The sequence below is a fragment of the Anaerovorax odorimutans genome (assembly GCF_024459955.1).
In the GTDB taxonomy this organism is placed as follows: Bacteria; Bacillota; Clostridia; order Peptostreptococcales; family Anaerovoracaceae; genus Hominibacterium; species Hominibacterium odorimutans_A.
This window is the reverse complement of record NZ_JANFXK010000005.1, coordinates 35,432-48,520: the sequence shown is the minus strand read 5'-3', so window position 1 is coordinate 48,520 and position 13,089 is coordinate 35,432. Positions and strand designations below refer to the sequence as shown.

Sequence of the window (13,089 nt, the reverse complement as noted above, 5' to 3'; positions counted from 1 at the left end):
GCTGATTATTCTGGCGGTAGTGGCTCTGATCCATATGCTGGCTTTTCTTTATCAGCAGACTGAAACGCGCGCTCAAATGCATATCGCTCTAAGGGCGGAAAGCGGACGAGTCACAGAAACCGTTGAATATATAACGAAAGTAAAAGCCGACTATCCTGTTTATAACAAAGGCGGGCAGGTGTATTACGAAGCTTCCCTGGGGTTTTCTGAAAAGGGGATGCTGCGCAGGGCGACAAAGAAAATTTCTGCACACAGATACGCAGATAATGAAGCCAGTTTCATACGCACCGTAGATCTGGCCAGGCTTAAGGAGCAGACAGATGAAAAATAGGAAAGGGAGCGCTTCGGTGTTTCTGATATTTATTCTAACTGCGATGATAACGTTGACAGCCGTTTTCATCTATGCTGCCAAACGTGCGGCAGTCATAAGCTACGGTGACGGCATTTTGAACCTTGCGTGCAGAAGCATCTTATCTGAGTTCAACTTGGAACTGAAAGATCGTTACGGCATATTTGCTTTCGAAAAAACAGGAGAGGAGGTGGAAGCTGAAATAAAAGAATACGCAGATTATGCGTTGCATGATAACCAAGAGGCGAAGGTTACAGGAATCCGTGCGGGTTTTGGCGAGTATTCATTGGCAGATCCGAGAATTATCAAAGAACAGATATTGGATCACATGAAATTTGCTCTGGCTGAAGACCTGCTGGATAAGTGGGAGAGCGATAAGAGCGGTCAAAAAAGGGAAGACAGGACTCTGCGTAATCGCAGGATCATTGACAGTCTTCCGTCTGCGCCTCTTAAAAGCAGCAGTCCGGGATTTGCAGATCGGATCGCTGAGATTAAAGATAAAATCGGATCAATTGATGAAATCTTTAATCAGAGTAAAGAAACATACTTGCTGGATCGGTACATTCTGCTTAAATTCAAGAATGCTCTGGAAGACCGGGTGGGCCGCGCTACTTTTTTCGAAAATGAAGTGGAGTACATCCTGGAAGGAGACTACAGTAATAAAAAGAACAAAGCAGAAGTACGGCGAGGTATAGTATTGTTTCGAAGCGGGTTTAATGCAGCGTATTTATATCTGGATGAAGAGAAACGAGCACAGACTCTGGCTGCGGCAGAAGTGCTGACACCCGGCCCGCAGGCTGTGCTGACACAGGCGATCTTGATTGGCACATGGGCTTTTGCCGAAGCGGAAAACGATGCCAGGCTCCTGGAAAAGGGCAAGCCTGTGGTGCTGTTCAAAGATAAAGCCTCCTGGGCAACGGACCTGGATTCCGTGCTCAGCAATCGGGATGAAGGCTGTATTGATACGGGGAACAGGAAAGGTTTCTATTATCAGGACTATTTGATGATATTTCTTCACTTTGAAAGCGAAACTTTAAAACTGGCCCGTATGATGGACCTTATTCAAATAAACATGAAGGGCACTTCTAGCAGAGACTTTCTGTTGAAAAACTATAACGGGGGATTCAGACTGAAAGCAAAGATAAGCGGTAGGGAACGGGAATATGATACTAGGTACTAAAAAGGGGTATTTTACACTGGAAGCGGCTGTTTTTCTGCCGATCTTTATCATAGGGATCGCTACACTGGGCTATTTTATTAAAATTTTCAGTACAGCGGAAAATGTGACTTTTTCTGCTCTCGATGAAACAGCCCACCTGGCCGCGCAGGCCTATGGGGTAAAGGCCGCTCCTTATTTTCCCGTAAAGGTTGAAGAACGGCTGAGGCGGGAAAATGAACAGGCCGGGAATATTGAAATCGACCGCTTTCGGTACCTGTACAGGGAATCTGGAAAAGACGGTCTGATTTCTCTGAGATTAAAATATGACGTGGATATCCGTCTGCCGCTTGATTTTTATAACGGGGTTACAATGGAAAGCCGCATAAAGTGCAGAGGCTTCATCGGCAGATCGGTTTCAGGCAGCCCGATGGCGTTTTCAGAAATGGAGACAAACGGCGATTCAAAGATCGTATGGATTTTTCCTATGTGGGGAAAGAGGTATCATAATGAAGACTGCGTATATGTAAAATCCAATGCCAGGCAGATGGTTCTGACGGGATCGGTTAAAAAAAGTTTCCAGCCCTGCAAACTATGCGAGCCGGATAAACTTCCGCAGGGAAGCTTTGTATATTGCTTTCTCAGCGCAGGTAAGGCGTATCACAGGGGCAGCTGTAAAACAGTCGATAAATATACGGTAGAGATTGAAAAAGAGGACGCACAGGCTAAAGGGTACACACCCTGCGGCAAGTGCGGAGGGGGATAAAATGGAGATTCGAAATAATGATTTTAAGTTGCAGCTTAAGGAAGGCTCCGTAAGGGAATTTGAGAAGGTCGTACTTTCTTCCGGGCTCTGTGAATTATTTATGCCTATGGGTTTTGTAAGCTGTGAGGACGGGGAACTGGTATCCTATCACTGCAGCGGGTATACGGCTCTGCGGCAGTGCGATGTGAAAGAGATAAAGGAAGCCCTGGACATTCTGGAAAAGACTTTCCTTCTGGTCAGCAAGGCCGGCGAATATTTGATTACGCCTAGCAGGATTATGCTGAATTTAGATACGATTTTTTATGACCGCAAGACCGGGCAGGTGCGAATTGCCTATGTGCCGGTAGATGAACCGGTTACACTGAGGGAAAACATGGTGGGTTTTATTAGCGAAGTGGAAAGGGGTGTGCCCGGAAATGGCCGTGTCTATCTGGAAAAAGTGAAAAAACATTTGGAAGAAAATAATTACTACATTACCGACATCATTGATCTGATTGGAGAAATGAAGCGGGAACTTTGCAGGTAGACAGCTGGAAGAAGACACAGCGGCAGGCGCATCACGTTTGCTGCTGTGTTTTGCTCTTATAATAAATATGTTAGCAATTTATAATGAAGCCCCATTTTATTTATTAGCTATATACTTTATTGATGCACAGTGGTATAATACTAAAGAAAAATTAGAGTGTAAGTACAAACGAGCAGGGAATAACAAGAAAGGAAACCATGCATATGACGCTGCCGCTGAGAGTTCATAATTTAAGTAAGGAATATAAAGATTTTTCACTTACTGATGTCAGTTTCACATTGAAGAATAATTCGGTTATGGGCTTTATTGGGCCCAATGGATCCGGTAAAAGCACCACAATTAAACTGATCATGAATCTGGTCAAGAGAGACAGCGGTCAGATTGAGCTGTTCGGGCTGGACAATTTGAAAGATGAAAAGCGCATAAAACAAAAGATCGGGTTTGTTTTTGATGAAAATCATTTTCATGAAACTCTGACGGTTCATGAAATGAAAAACGTTATACGAGGGTTTTATGACCAGTGGGACGAAAATCTTTTTCAGAAATACGTCCATGATTTTGAGCTGCCCTTAAAAAAACAGATCAAAGATCTGTCGAAAGGGATGAAAATGAAATTTTCTTTGGCGATCGCCTTATCCCATAATGCGGATCTGCTGATTATGGATGAACCTACTTCCGGCTTGGATCCTCTGGTCAGGAGCGAATTTATTGATATATTGAAGCTCTACGTGCAGGATAAGAACAAGTCTGTTTTCTTTTCTACCCATATTACATCGGATCTGGAAAAAATAGCGGACCAAATTACGCTGATCTATAAGGGAAAGATTATTTTCACCAGGAATAAAGATGAGCTTATGGCAAAGCACTGCCTTGTTCGAGGCAATCCGGACGCGTTGGATACCATGGGTGAGCAGATGTTTATCGGACTTAAAAAAGATCAGCATGAGTTTGTAGGCCTGGCAGAGAGAAACGATTACCTGGAAAATGAGCTGGGAAATCAGGTATCTGTTGAAAGAGCCACCTTGGAAGATATTGCGGTTTTTTATATAGAAGGGGTAAAATCACATGTTGCATTTGATTAAAAAGGACTTTCTTATTCAGAAGAGAAATTTGGCAGTGGCAGTGGCATTTATTGTTTTTCTTAACCTCTTTGCAAAGCAGGGATCCACATTTGCATTTGTTCTGTCAGTGTTGGGGGTCACATATATCCTGGTGTTGGGGTCCGGCGATATAGAACAGAAGAATGACTGCAATATTATACTGGTAAGTCTGCCCATAAAAAGAAGCACGATTGTTTTGTCCAAGTATCTTTCCATCGTGATCTTTGCCATACTTGCAGTTGTGGTTGATCTGGTTGTCCAGAGAGTTATTATGATATTCGGCCTGCCTGTAGAGGCCCAGACGATTCCCAGTGAAATCATAGTGCTTTCCCTTGTAGGGGCAGCTATATACTGCTCGGTCGTGCTGCCCCTTACCTATAAATTCAATGTGATGACCGCAAATGTCGCAGGGGGCGCATTACTGCTGTTACTCCTTGGAAGCAGCGATTTTTTACTGGAAAGGATACCGGTTTTTTTATCAGATTCCAATATCTCGGATTTTCAAATCGCATTAGCCGTAATCTCCTTTGCGGTTGTCATTATGCTGATTTCCTACCTGATTTCCTTAAAGCTTTTTAAGGATCGCGAGTTTTGATGCAGTTGTAAGACAGTCTTGAGTATTTTCTCATAGAACATAAATCATGAATAATAAAAACTACGGTAGAAGAGACTTCCTTCGCCGTAGTTTTTTCTTGTCTGTAAAAAATATCCGGAGAACAGAATAACCAAAAATAACTCAAAAGAGTTATATAAATACCATGAGCGAAGAATTTTAAACTTATTTGAAATTTGTGATAATTTAATTGCAATCAAAAGAGAAGGAGGCGAAAACGTTGTTAGAAAAAGAAAAGGTACAGTCTCTATATGAAACGATGCTGAAAATAAGGCTCTTTGAAGCACGGGTGTCAAAGTGTTTCGCAAAGGGACAGGTGCAGGGCTTCGTGCATCTTTGCATCGGCCAGGAGGCAACGGCGGCAGGGGTATGCGCCAATTTGAATCAGGGCGACTACATATCCAGTACCCACCGGGGCCATGGCCACATTATATCAAAGGGTGCGGATATCAAAACCATGATGGCGGAGTTGTTCGGAAAAGAAAGCGGATATTGTCACGGAAAGGGCGGTTCCATGCACATCTCAGACACCTCCATTGGCATACTGGGGGCCAACGGCATCGTAGGGGGAGGGTTTAATCTGGCAGCAGGGGCAGCCCTGGCATGCCAAATGAAAAAGAGCGGCAATATCGTGGTCTGCTTTTTTGGAGACGGATCTTCCAATGAGGGAAGCTGGCACGAAGCAATGAATATTTCCAGCGTATGGAAACTTCCGATCTTATTTGTCTGTGAAAATAATCTCTACGGAATTTCTTCCAGAGTTGACCGCTCGATGGCGGTAAAAAATGTTGCGGACAGGGCTGTTGCATACGGCATGAAGAGTACGGTGGCCTACGGCAATGACGTGACCGTGGTTTATGAAACCGCAAAAGAAGCGGTAGAGTATGTGCGAAGCGGAAATGGGCCAATGCTGGTGGAATATAAAACCTATAGGCAGCATGGCCACTTTGAGGGAGAACCGGATGTTTACCGGTCTCCGGAGGAAATCAGAGAATGGCTGGATCAGGACCCCATAAAAAACTGCGAAGCGCTCATAAAGGAAAAGGATATTTTGACCGGAGAAGAGCGGTCCATGCTGCAAGAGAAGATCGAAAGCGAAATCAATGAAGCGGTAAGATTCGCGGAAGAAAGCCAATTTCCCCCGGCAGCGCTTGCTGTGAAAGATGTTTATACCGATATCGTTGAGGAAGGGAGAGTTGACCGATGAAGCTGACCTATGCAAAAGCAATTAATGAGGCCCTCAGAAACGCAATGAAGCGAAATTCAAATGTTTTCATCATGGGCGAAGATGTGGGAATTGTCGGCGGAACCTTTGGGCTGACGGAAGGTCTGTACAGCGAGTTTGGGCCGGAGAGGGTAAGGGATACGCCGATCACAGAGCAGCAGATTGTGGGCATGTCAGTCGGCGCCGCGTCCCTGGGAATGATCCCGGTACCGGAATTGATGTTCAATGATTTTATGGGCTGCGCCTTTGACCAGCTGCTCAATCAGGCCGCCAAATTTCGATATATGTACGGTGGCAATATGAAAATACCCATGACTCTGCGCCTGCCATGCGGAGGAGGGCTGCAGGCCGCCGCGCAGCATTCCCAGTGCCTGGAAGCTTTTCTCACCCATATACCGGGATTAAAAGTGGTATATCCGTCTACACCGCAGGACGCATATGGTCTGCTGATCGGCGCGGTCAGAGACGAAAATCCGGTCATGTATTTTGAACATCTGTCCCTTTATTTTGAGGAAGGGGAGGTGGAATTGGACGGAAAGCCAATTACGCTGGGAAGCGCCGATGTGAAACGGCAGGGAACCGATGTTACGGTCATTGCGACGGGACTGTGCGTGCACAAAGCGCTGAAAGCTGCGGAAATCCTTGAAAAAGAGGGGATCCGTGCGGAAGTGGTTGACCCGAGAACCCTGTATCCGCTGGATAAGGAAACGATCTATAATTCCGTGATAAAGACAAAAAGAGCGGTCATTGTAACCGAGGAGGTAAAGCGGGGAGCATGGTCGGCGGAGATGGCCGCCTGTATCGCAGAGGACATATACGAATCTTTGGAAAAGCGAATCGTAAGAATTGGGGAATTAAATACGCCGATCCCTTATACGAAAAATCTGGAAAGCTATGTAATACCCCAGACGGAAGATATTGTGGAGGGAATTCGGTCGATCACAGACTAACATCAAAACAAGAAGGAATTATCAGTAGAAGAGGAGGAAAGGAACATGGCGAATATCATTACAATGCCAAAGTTAGGACTGACGATGAAAGACGGCGTGGCGGCAAAATGGCTTAAGAGCGAAGGCGAAGCGGTCAAAGCGGGCGAGACGATTCTGGAGATCACAACCGATAAGCTGACAAATGAATTGGAAGCCGATCAGGATGGAATTTTAAGAAAAATTTTAGTCCCGGAAGGAGAAAAGGTCCCCTGTCAGACGCCCTTATGTATCATTGCCGATGCTGACGAGGATATCAGCGGATGTTTGGCGGACATAGAGGAATAATACCATGAGCAGAACAATCAAGATTACAGGAATGGCCGAAATCATGTATCAGCGCATGGAAGAGAGTTGGCAGACTTCACCCCGCGTCACCTACTCCATGTCAGCGGAGACCGGCGCAGCGGATACGTTCATCAAAGGATTCAATGAGGCACACGCCCATGAGAATCTGAAAATGAACTACAATCACATTCTCATGAAAGCCTGCGCCCTTGCATCAAAGAAATATGAGCTGTTCAATTCCAGTATAGAAAGCGGCGAAATTGTCGTTCACGACGAGATCAATATCGGGCTTGCGGTGGCAACGGAAAAAGGACTGCTGGTGCCTAACGTTAAGAAGGTGGATCAGCGCGGATTTGAAGAGCTGTGCGAAGAAGTGAGCCGGATCATCGGGGGCGCCAGAGCCATGGGGCTCAGCTACGATGATATCTGCGGGGGAACCTTCACCATTACCAATTTAGGTATGTACGGCATCGAAAGGTTTACGCCGATTATCAACCAGCCGGAGGTTGCGATTCTGGGAGTCAGCCGAATTTACGAAAAGCTGGTCATGGAAGGCGGAGAAATTCTGCAAAAACGCTATATGCCGTTGGATTTGGTGGCGGATCACAGGATTATCGACGGCGCACTGGCAGCTTCTTATTTAAATGAAGTGAAAGGCTTTCTGGAAGCCCCTGAAAGGTTAATGGACTAGCTAGGAGGAAGAAATGAAGACATACGACATAGTAGTTTTAGGCGGAGGCCCCGGCGGATACGTGGCCGCCATCAGGGCCGCCCAGCTGGGAAAGAAGACCGCGCTGGTGGAACGGGAACGGATCGGCGGAACCTGCCTGAACACAGGATGTATTCCAACAAAGACGCTGGTCAGAAACGCAGAAATTATCAATGCGGTAAAAAACAGCGATTACAGAGGTATTCACATAAAAGACATATCCGTCGATATTCAACAAACCATAGATATGAAAAATTTAGTGGTGCGGCAGCTGCGCCAGGGGGTGGAAGGCCTTCTGGCAGCCAATGGCGTGGAGGTTTTCAAAGGGGAAGCAACGGTATCGGGCCAAACAAGAATAAGGTTTGAGCAGGGCGGCGATACGGAAACGATCGAATTTAAGAATTTAATCATCGCAACGGGTTCAAGGCCGGCATCTATTCCCATCCCGAGCGCAAAAGAATATGCGGTGACCAGTGAGGAAATGCTGGATTTAAGCGAAATTCCCAAGCACGTCGTCATTATCGGCGGCGGCGTGATCGGATGTGAATTCGCCCATATACTGCAGGCTTTCGGAAGCCAGGTTACGATCGCAGAGGCAATGCCCCGTCTTATCAGCAATGCGGATGAGGAGATGTCCCGGACCCTTGAGCAGTACATGAAGGAGAGCGGAATTACAGTTAACACAGGGTGCATGGTTCAGGAAATCCGTGGGGAAGGGGGCGAACGGAAAGTCCGCATACGCAGAAACGATGAGGAAGAATTTATCCATGCTGACAAAGTGATGGTTTCCATCGGCAGAACGCCCAACACGGACAGCATTGCCGCTCTGGGCCTGGAAATGAACGGTAAATATATCAAGGTGGATGAATACGCCAGGACGAGCATACCCTATATCTACGCCGTCGGCGATGTTACAGGAATCAGACCGTTGGCCCACGCCGCATCTGAAATGGGGAAGATCGCGGCAGAACATATAGCAGGAATGAGAAGCAAATATGACGATACATTGGTACCCAGCTGCATCTTCACTTCTCCTGAGCTGGCGTTCGCGGGCCTGACGGAAGAGGAAGCCTTGAAGCAATACGAACACGTCAAGGTGGGCAGATTCCCGCTCATGGCCAGCGGCAAAGCGTTGGCTATGGGAGAGACACAAGGGATGTTCAAGGTAATCAGTGACGGAGCGACAGGCCGGCTGCTGGGAATCCATTTACTGGGGGCCAATGCCACCGAAATCATCGGAGAAGCGGTCGCCTTTTTGAAAATGGGCGCGGCTTTGGAGGACATCACAGATACGATCCATGCTCACCCGACCATTGGGGAGGCGCTGCTGGAAGCGGCCCTCGATGCTGAGGACAGGTGCATACATATGCCGCCGAAGGGGAAACAGTAAACATGAGAATCAGAAATCAGAGGTGAAATATGAATATCAAATTTGACTACAGCGGTAAGAATGTGGTTGTGACAGGCAGCGCTAAGGGAATCGGCAAGGCGATCGCCTCAGCGTACGCTAAAGCCGGCGCACGGGTAATTGTCGCCGATGTCAGTGAAAAAGAGGGAATGGAAACCGCAAAGGAAATCTGTGCCGGGGGAGGAACTGCCAACTTTGTGCGAACCGATGTCACAGAAGAACAATCCGTCGCCGCTTTGATCGATGCGGCCCTGGGACTTTACGGGCGTATTGATATTATGGTCAACAATGCCGGCGTTGTAGGCAGGATCAAGGGAGATCCGCTGACAGATCTGGATTCGGAGGATTGGGACCGCAGCTATCAGATCAATCTGCGAGGTGTATTCTACTGCTGCAAAGCGATCTATCAAACCTTTGTAAACCAGGGATACGGCAATATTTTGACGATCGCCTCCGTTGCAGGCAAGACCGGTGCTCCTGAAATCGCAGAATACTCAGCCATGAAAGCGGGGGTGATTAATTTTACACAAACCCTGTCCAGAGAACTGGGGCCGAAAAATATCAATGTAAACTGCATTTGTCCGGGATTCGTTTACACGCCGCTTTATGAAAACGCAGCGCCGATTTATAAAGAAAAATATCCGCAAATGTTCAAAAACGCCGAAAACGGAAAGGGCGTGGTGGATGAGTTCTGCAACCAGCTGTGCGCCTTAAAAAGAGCCCAAACACCCGCGGATATAGCAAGTGCCGCCCTTTTCCTGACATCAGACGAAGCCCGGAGCATCACCGGACAGGCCTTGAACATCTGCGGCGGATGCGAGTTCAGATAGGAGGCATGCCATGGGTCCTGTTGTGATTCAGAAAATCCTGCAGCTGAATATTGTCGTTGAGGATATTGAAAAATCGGTAAAGAATTTTGAAGCCTATGGAGTGGGTCCCTGGGTAAGGGATGATGGGACCTCAGAAGTTTTGCGGGATCGCCAGACTTACGGAGAGGCCCGGGATTATGAGTTTTATGCCGCCTTTGCCATGATAGGAGACGTCGAACTTGAATTAATTCAGCCCATCGACGAGAAGAGCGATTATGCCCGGTTTCTCAAAGAGCATGGACAAGGAGTCCATCATATTGCGATTCGGGATAACAGGAAGGCGCTGCATGAAGTCGCTTCAGAGCGCGGTATCCCGGTAATACAGAGCGGGTACTGGATTGGATTCGGAAGATATACCTATTACGATACCCGGAAGGATTTGGGTCTCATATTGGAAACCTACGACCTGGATAAAAAATAGAAGTTGTTGCTTTAGCTGTGTTCGAAAGGAGCAAATTATGTCGATTTACGAAACGGTTGAAAGACGCATAAAGGGAAAGACAGAAATGCCTGAAGAGCTGGAGAAGGAGCTTATCAGACGCATCACTGTAATCGAAGAAGAGGGTGGTGTCTGCCAGGACTTACCCAAATCCGATTGGGCATTAACCGTTATCATTGCAGTAATGTTCGGTATTCTGCCGGTCATCTTCATGGCCTGCGGTATTTTCTAGGAGGAGAGAAGATATGGGAAAAAGTGAACATGGCGGTAAGAACGAATTCCTGACAGGGAACTTACCATTGCTGAAGGAAGACAGAATCTATAGTTTTTTTGATAACGTCAATGTGGACGTTGCTCTGGCTATCGCCACATGGTGCTTCATGACCGGCGGGACGGTGGCATTGTTCGTCGGCTTGTGGGAAGCGATTGTAGCAACGATTGCCGGAAACGTAATCGGAGTCTTTATCGGAATCGTTGCCACGGCCGTTACCTCGGCCAAGTATGGGGTGGAACACTGGACGCTGGGCAGAAGCTGGCTGGGCGGCAACGGAATGAAGCTGATGCTGCTGGTCATTCTGGTGACGCAGGTTGGATGGGCCGTAACCCTGAGCGTTATGTGCGGCCGCGCCTTTGAAAACATTTTAGCGACAACAACCGGGTTTGTTTCAGAAAACGGATATCTGATCAACGTGCTGGGGCTGGTTGCCGCCGCCGCTGCCTGGCTGATCGCCTGGAAGGGTCCTGTAGCCATGCGTAAGATGAGTGCGATCGTCGCACCGCTGATGTGCATTGTTATGGTTGGAATGGCTATCCTGATCGCAAAAGCGCCGGGCGGCTGGGGAGCAATCCTGGATTACGAAGCCCTTGCACCTGTACCGGGCGGTAAGATGGTAAACTTTATGATCGCCTTTGAAATCAATATTGGCGCAGGCGTTTCCTGGTGGGCATCGAGGGGAACCGCCGCAAGACTGTGTAAAACAGTGAGAGCCGCTTACTGGCCCAGCATGCTGGGCGTATGCCTGGCATCCTCTTTGGGAACGATTTTGGGCGTGGCGACATCTCTCGCCTTCAATTCCATCGATCCAACGGAATGGATGGTGCCTTTGGGAGGCCTGGTACCGGGAATCATCGCTCTTTTGTTCATCGCATTTGCGAATTTGAGCTCAGCACCGGTCACCATCTATATTTCCAGTCTGGGCATGCGGCAATTTAAGATCTTTGAAAATATGCACTGGGGCAAAGTAACCTTTTTCTTCATGCTGCCAACCTTCCTGATAATGATTTTCTTCCCGCTGTACATTTACGATCACTTCTATATTCTGATGGGAATTATCTGCGTGGTTTATGTACCGCTGGTTGCGATTCAGATGGTGGACTATTTCATATTGAGAAAACAAAAGCTGGATCTTGTGGATATGTTCGATAAGACGGAAGGCAGCCGTTACCGGTTCTGGGGAGGTTTTAACTGGGTAGCCATTGTGGTGTTCGCTTTATCCTGCGTTGTATACGTGGCGCTTTTCGATCCGATTCTGCTGGTAGCGAAGCCGATGTTCGTGTACATGTCGGCGACAGGAGCGACCTTTGTTTTCGCAGTGGCTGCCTATACCATTTTGGGGAAACTGTTTCTGGTGCGCAATAAAAAAGGAATTGGCGGGTATTCCAATGATTTATCTCAGAAATGACAGCAAAGACCCGCACTACAATCTGGCCTTTGAGGAGTATGTTTTCAGGGACTTTTGCAAAGACGATCCGGTGCTGCTGCTTTGGCAGAATGAGCCCTCCGTTATCATCGGGCGGCATCAGAACACCGTTGAGGAGATCAACAGCGATTTTATATCCGCGGGCAGCATCCACGTTGTTCGCAGGATCACGGGCGGAGGCGCGGTTTATCATGATTTAGGGAATTTAAACTACTCTTTTCTGATCCCCAAGGCCAAAGCGGACCTGGATTTCAGAGCATTTACCACACCTTTGGTCAGCGCCCTGCAAAATCTGGGAATACAGGCGGAGCAGACGGGCAGAAATGACGTTACCATTGAAGGTAAGAAAATTTCGGGAAACGCGCAGCATTATCAGAACGGCATTCTGCTGCATCATGGGACCATTTTATTTGATTCAGATTTGGACTGCGTAAAGCAAGCCCTCAGGGTTAAGCCGGGGAAAATCGAGTCTAAGGGAATCAAATCTGTCAGGAGCCGAGTCGCGAATATCCGGCCGTATCTGAAAAGGGATATGACGATTGAGGCGTTTAAGGCCTATTTGCTGGAAGCTTTTTCTCAGCGGGAAGATTTGCGGTATTATCAACTGAGCGACCTTGAAGAGAAGGAGGTCCGCAGACTGGCCGACGGGAAATACCGGACCCATCGCTGGAATTACGGATACGCGCCAAAATGCAGCCTGACCAGAAGCGGTTATTTCGAAGGCGGATTTGTCGAAATAAGGCTCGACGTGGAAGCAGGAAAAATTGCCAACATGAAAGTATTCGGAGATTATTTCAGCCTTCGCGATACGCGGGAGTTCGAGCAGATGTTCATTGGCCTGGACTATAGCCGTCAGGCGGTATCACATCGTTTGGAGGGCGTGTGTGTATCGGAGTTTTTTAAGGGAATTACCCGCAAACAAATTGAACGTTTGATCTTTTAAACCTTCCATGGG

At 47.5% G+C, this 13,089-nt stretch carries 16 protein-coding genes; all 16 read left to right on the top strand.

The genetic code is table 11. The features are described from left to right. Nucleotides 1-76 precede the first annotated feature (76 nt). Nucleotides 77-331 (top strand): hypothetical protein, encoded by a 255-nt coding sequence (locus NE619_RS19150; RefSeq protein ID WP_256131450.1) that lies wholly within the window; start codon nt 77-79, stop codon nt 329-331. Next, nucleotides 321-1,529: a DUF5702 domain-containing protein gene (locus NE619_RS05875; protein ID WP_256131449.1), complete on the top strand. Its 1,209-nt coding sequence runs from the start codon at nt 321-323 to the stop codon at nt 1,527-1,529. The genes NE619_RS19150 and NE619_RS05875 overlap by 11 nt, the downstream gene beginning before the upstream one ends. Beyond that, complete coding sequence (locus NE619_RS05870) at nt 1,513-2,271, top strand: hypothetical protein (RefSeq protein ID WP_256131448.1); 759 nt, start codon at nt 1,513-1,515, stop codon at nt 2,269-2,271. The genes NE619_RS05875 and NE619_RS05870 overlap by 17 nt, the downstream gene beginning before the upstream one ends. Nucleotide 2,272: 1 nt before the next feature. Next, nucleotides 2,273-2,797: a DUF6382 domain-containing protein gene (locus NE619_RS05865; RefSeq protein WP_256131447.1), complete on the top strand. Its 525-nt coding sequence runs from the start codon at nt 2,273-2,275 to the stop codon at nt 2,795-2,797. Between the two features lie 203 nt (nt 2,798-3,000). Further along, a complete protein-coding gene (locus NE619_RS05860; RefSeq protein ID WP_256131446.1) occupies nt 3,001-3,879 on the top strand; it encodes an ABC transporter ATP-binding protein in 879 nt (292 codons plus the stop codon). Further along, the gene (locus tag NE619_RS05855; RefSeq protein ID WP_256131445.1) at nt 3,863-4,492 is read left to right on the top strand and encodes an ABC-2 transporter permease; all 630 of its coding nucleotides are present in this window, start codon (nt 3,863-3,865) and stop codon (nt 4,490-4,492) included. The genes NE619_RS05860 and NE619_RS05855 overlap by 17 nt, the downstream gene beginning before the upstream one ends. Nucleotides 4,493-4,730: 238 nt before the next feature. Continuing rightward, complete coding sequence (locus tag NE619_RS05850) at nt 4,731-5,717, top strand: thiamine pyrophosphate-dependent dehydrogenase E1 component subunit alpha (protein ID WP_330640673.1); 987 nt, start codon at nt 4,731-4,733, stop codon at nt 5,715-5,717. Further along, complete coding sequence (locus NE619_RS05845) at nt 5,714-6,685, top strand: alpha-ketoacid dehydrogenase subunit beta (protein WP_256131444.1); 972 nt, start codon at nt 5,714-5,716, stop codon at nt 6,683-6,685. Before NE619_RS05850 ends, NE619_RS05845 begins: the two co-directional genes overlap by 4 nt. 45 nt (nt 6,686-6,730) lie before the next feature. Continuing rightward, complete coding sequence (locus tag NE619_RS05840) at nt 6,731-7,009, top strand: biotin/lipoyl-containing protein (protein ID WP_256131443.1); 279 nt, start codon at nt 6,731-6,733, stop codon at nt 7,007-7,009. Between the two features lie 4 nt (nt 7,010-7,013). Beyond that, nucleotides 7,014-7,700, top strand: a complete 687-nt coding sequence (locus NE619_RS05835) for a 2-oxo acid dehydrogenase subunit E2 (RefSeq protein ID WP_256131442.1) — start codon at nt 7,014-7,016, stop codon at nt 7,698-7,700. Between the two features lie 13 nt (nt 7,701-7,713). Then, entirely contained in the window at nt 7,714-9,108 is a 1,395-nt protein-coding gene (gene lpdA, locus NE619_RS05830) for a dihydrolipoyl dehydrogenase (protein WP_256131441.1), read from the top strand. 29 nt (nt 9,109-9,137) lie between these two features. Then, nucleotides 9,138-9,956 carry an SDR family NAD(P)-dependent oxidoreductase gene (locus NE619_RS05825; RefSeq protein ID WP_256131440.1) on the top strand — a complete coding sequence of 273 codons (819 nt, stop codon included), beginning with the start codon at nt 9,138-9,140 and terminating at the stop codon, nt 9,954-9,956. A gap of 10 nt (nt 9,957-9,966) precedes the next feature. Further along, the gene (locus NE619_RS05820; protein WP_256131439.1) at nt 9,967-10,416 is read left to right on the top strand and encodes a VOC family protein; all 450 of its coding nucleotides are present in this window, start codon (nt 9,967-9,969) and stop codon (nt 10,414-10,416) included. Between the two features lie 37 nt (nt 10,417-10,453). Beyond that, nucleotides 10,454-10,666 carry a hypothetical protein gene (locus NE619_RS05815; RefSeq protein ID WP_256131438.1) on the top strand — a complete coding sequence of 71 codons (213 nt, stop codon included), beginning with the start codon at nt 10,454-10,456 and terminating at the stop codon, nt 10,664-10,666. 13 nt (nt 10,667-10,679) lie between these two features. After that, the gene (locus tag NE619_RS05810; RefSeq protein WP_256131437.1) at nt 10,680-12,116 is read left to right on the top strand and encodes a purine-cytosine permease family protein; all 1,437 of its coding nucleotides are present in this window, start codon (nt 10,680-10,682) and stop codon (nt 12,114-12,116) included. Then, on the top strand, nt 12,097-13,077 hold the full coding sequence (locus tag NE619_RS05805; protein ID WP_256131436.1) for a lipoate--protein ligase: 981 nt from the start codon (nt 12,097-12,099) through the stop codon (nt 13,075-13,077). The genes NE619_RS05810 and NE619_RS05805 overlap by 20 nt, the downstream gene beginning before the upstream one ends. The last annotated feature ends 12 nt before the right edge of the window (nt 13,078-13,089 follow it).

Excerpts from the sequence above, each read along its gene's own strand:
- NE619_RS05860 (WP_256131446.1), top strand. The coding sequence starts at position 3,001 with ATGACGCTGCCGCTGAGAGTTCATAATTTAAGTAAGGAATATAAAGAT.
- NE619_RS05865 (WP_256131447.1), top strand. The coding sequence starts at position 2,273 with ATGGAGATTCGAAATAATGATTTTAAGTTGCAGCTTAAGGAAGGCTCC.
- NE619_RS05805 (WP_256131436.1), top strand. The coding sequence starts at position 12,097 with ATGATTTATCTCAGAAATGACAGCAAAGACCCGCACTACAATCTGGCC.
- NE619_RS05840 (WP_256131443.1), top strand. The coding sequence starts at position 6,731 with ATGGCGAATATCATTACAATGCCAAAGTTAGGACTGACGATGAAAGAC.
- NE619_RS05815 (WP_256131438.1), top strand. The coding sequence starts at position 10,454 with ATGTCGATTTACGAAACGGTTGAAAGACGCATAAAGGGAAAGACAGAA.
- NE619_RS05820 (WP_256131439.1), top strand. The coding sequence starts at position 9,967 with ATGGGTCCTGTTGTGATTCAGAAAATCCTGCAGCTGAATATTGTCGTT.
- NE619_RS05810 (WP_256131437.1), top strand. The coding sequence starts at position 10,680 with ATGGGAAAAAGTGAACATGGCGGTAAGAACGAATTCCTGACAGGGAAC.
- NE619_RS05835 (WP_256131442.1), top strand. The coding sequence starts at position 7,014 with ATGAGCAGAACAATCAAGATTACAGGAATGGCCGAAATCATGTATCAG.
- NE619_RS05855 (WP_256131445.1), top strand. The coding sequence starts at position 3,863 with ATGTTGCATTTGATTAAAAAGGACTTTCTTATTCAGAAGAGAAATTTG.
- NE619_RS05825 (WP_256131440.1), top strand. The coding sequence starts at position 9,138 with ATGAATATCAAATTTGACTACAGCGGTAAGAATGTGGTTGTGACAGGC.
- NE619_RS19150 (WP_256131450.1), top strand. The coding sequence starts at position 77 with ATGCATATCGCTCTAAGGGCGGAAAGCGGACGAGTCACAGAAACCGTT.
- NE619_RS05845 (WP_256131444.1), top strand. The coding sequence starts at position 5,714 with ATGAAGCTGACCTATGCAAAAGCAATTAATGAGGCCCTCAGAAACGCA.
- NE619_RS05875 (WP_256131449.1), top strand. The coding sequence starts at position 321 with ATGAAAAATAGGAAAGGGAGCGCTTCGGTGTTTCTGATATTTATTCTA.
- NE619_RS05870 (WP_256131448.1), top strand. The coding sequence starts at position 1,513 with ATGATACTAGGTACTAAAAAGGGGTATTTTACACTGGAAGCGGCTGTT.
- lpdA (WP_256131441.1), top strand. The coding sequence starts at position 7,714 with ATGAAGACATACGACATAGTAGTTTTAGGCGGAGGCCCCGGCGGATAC.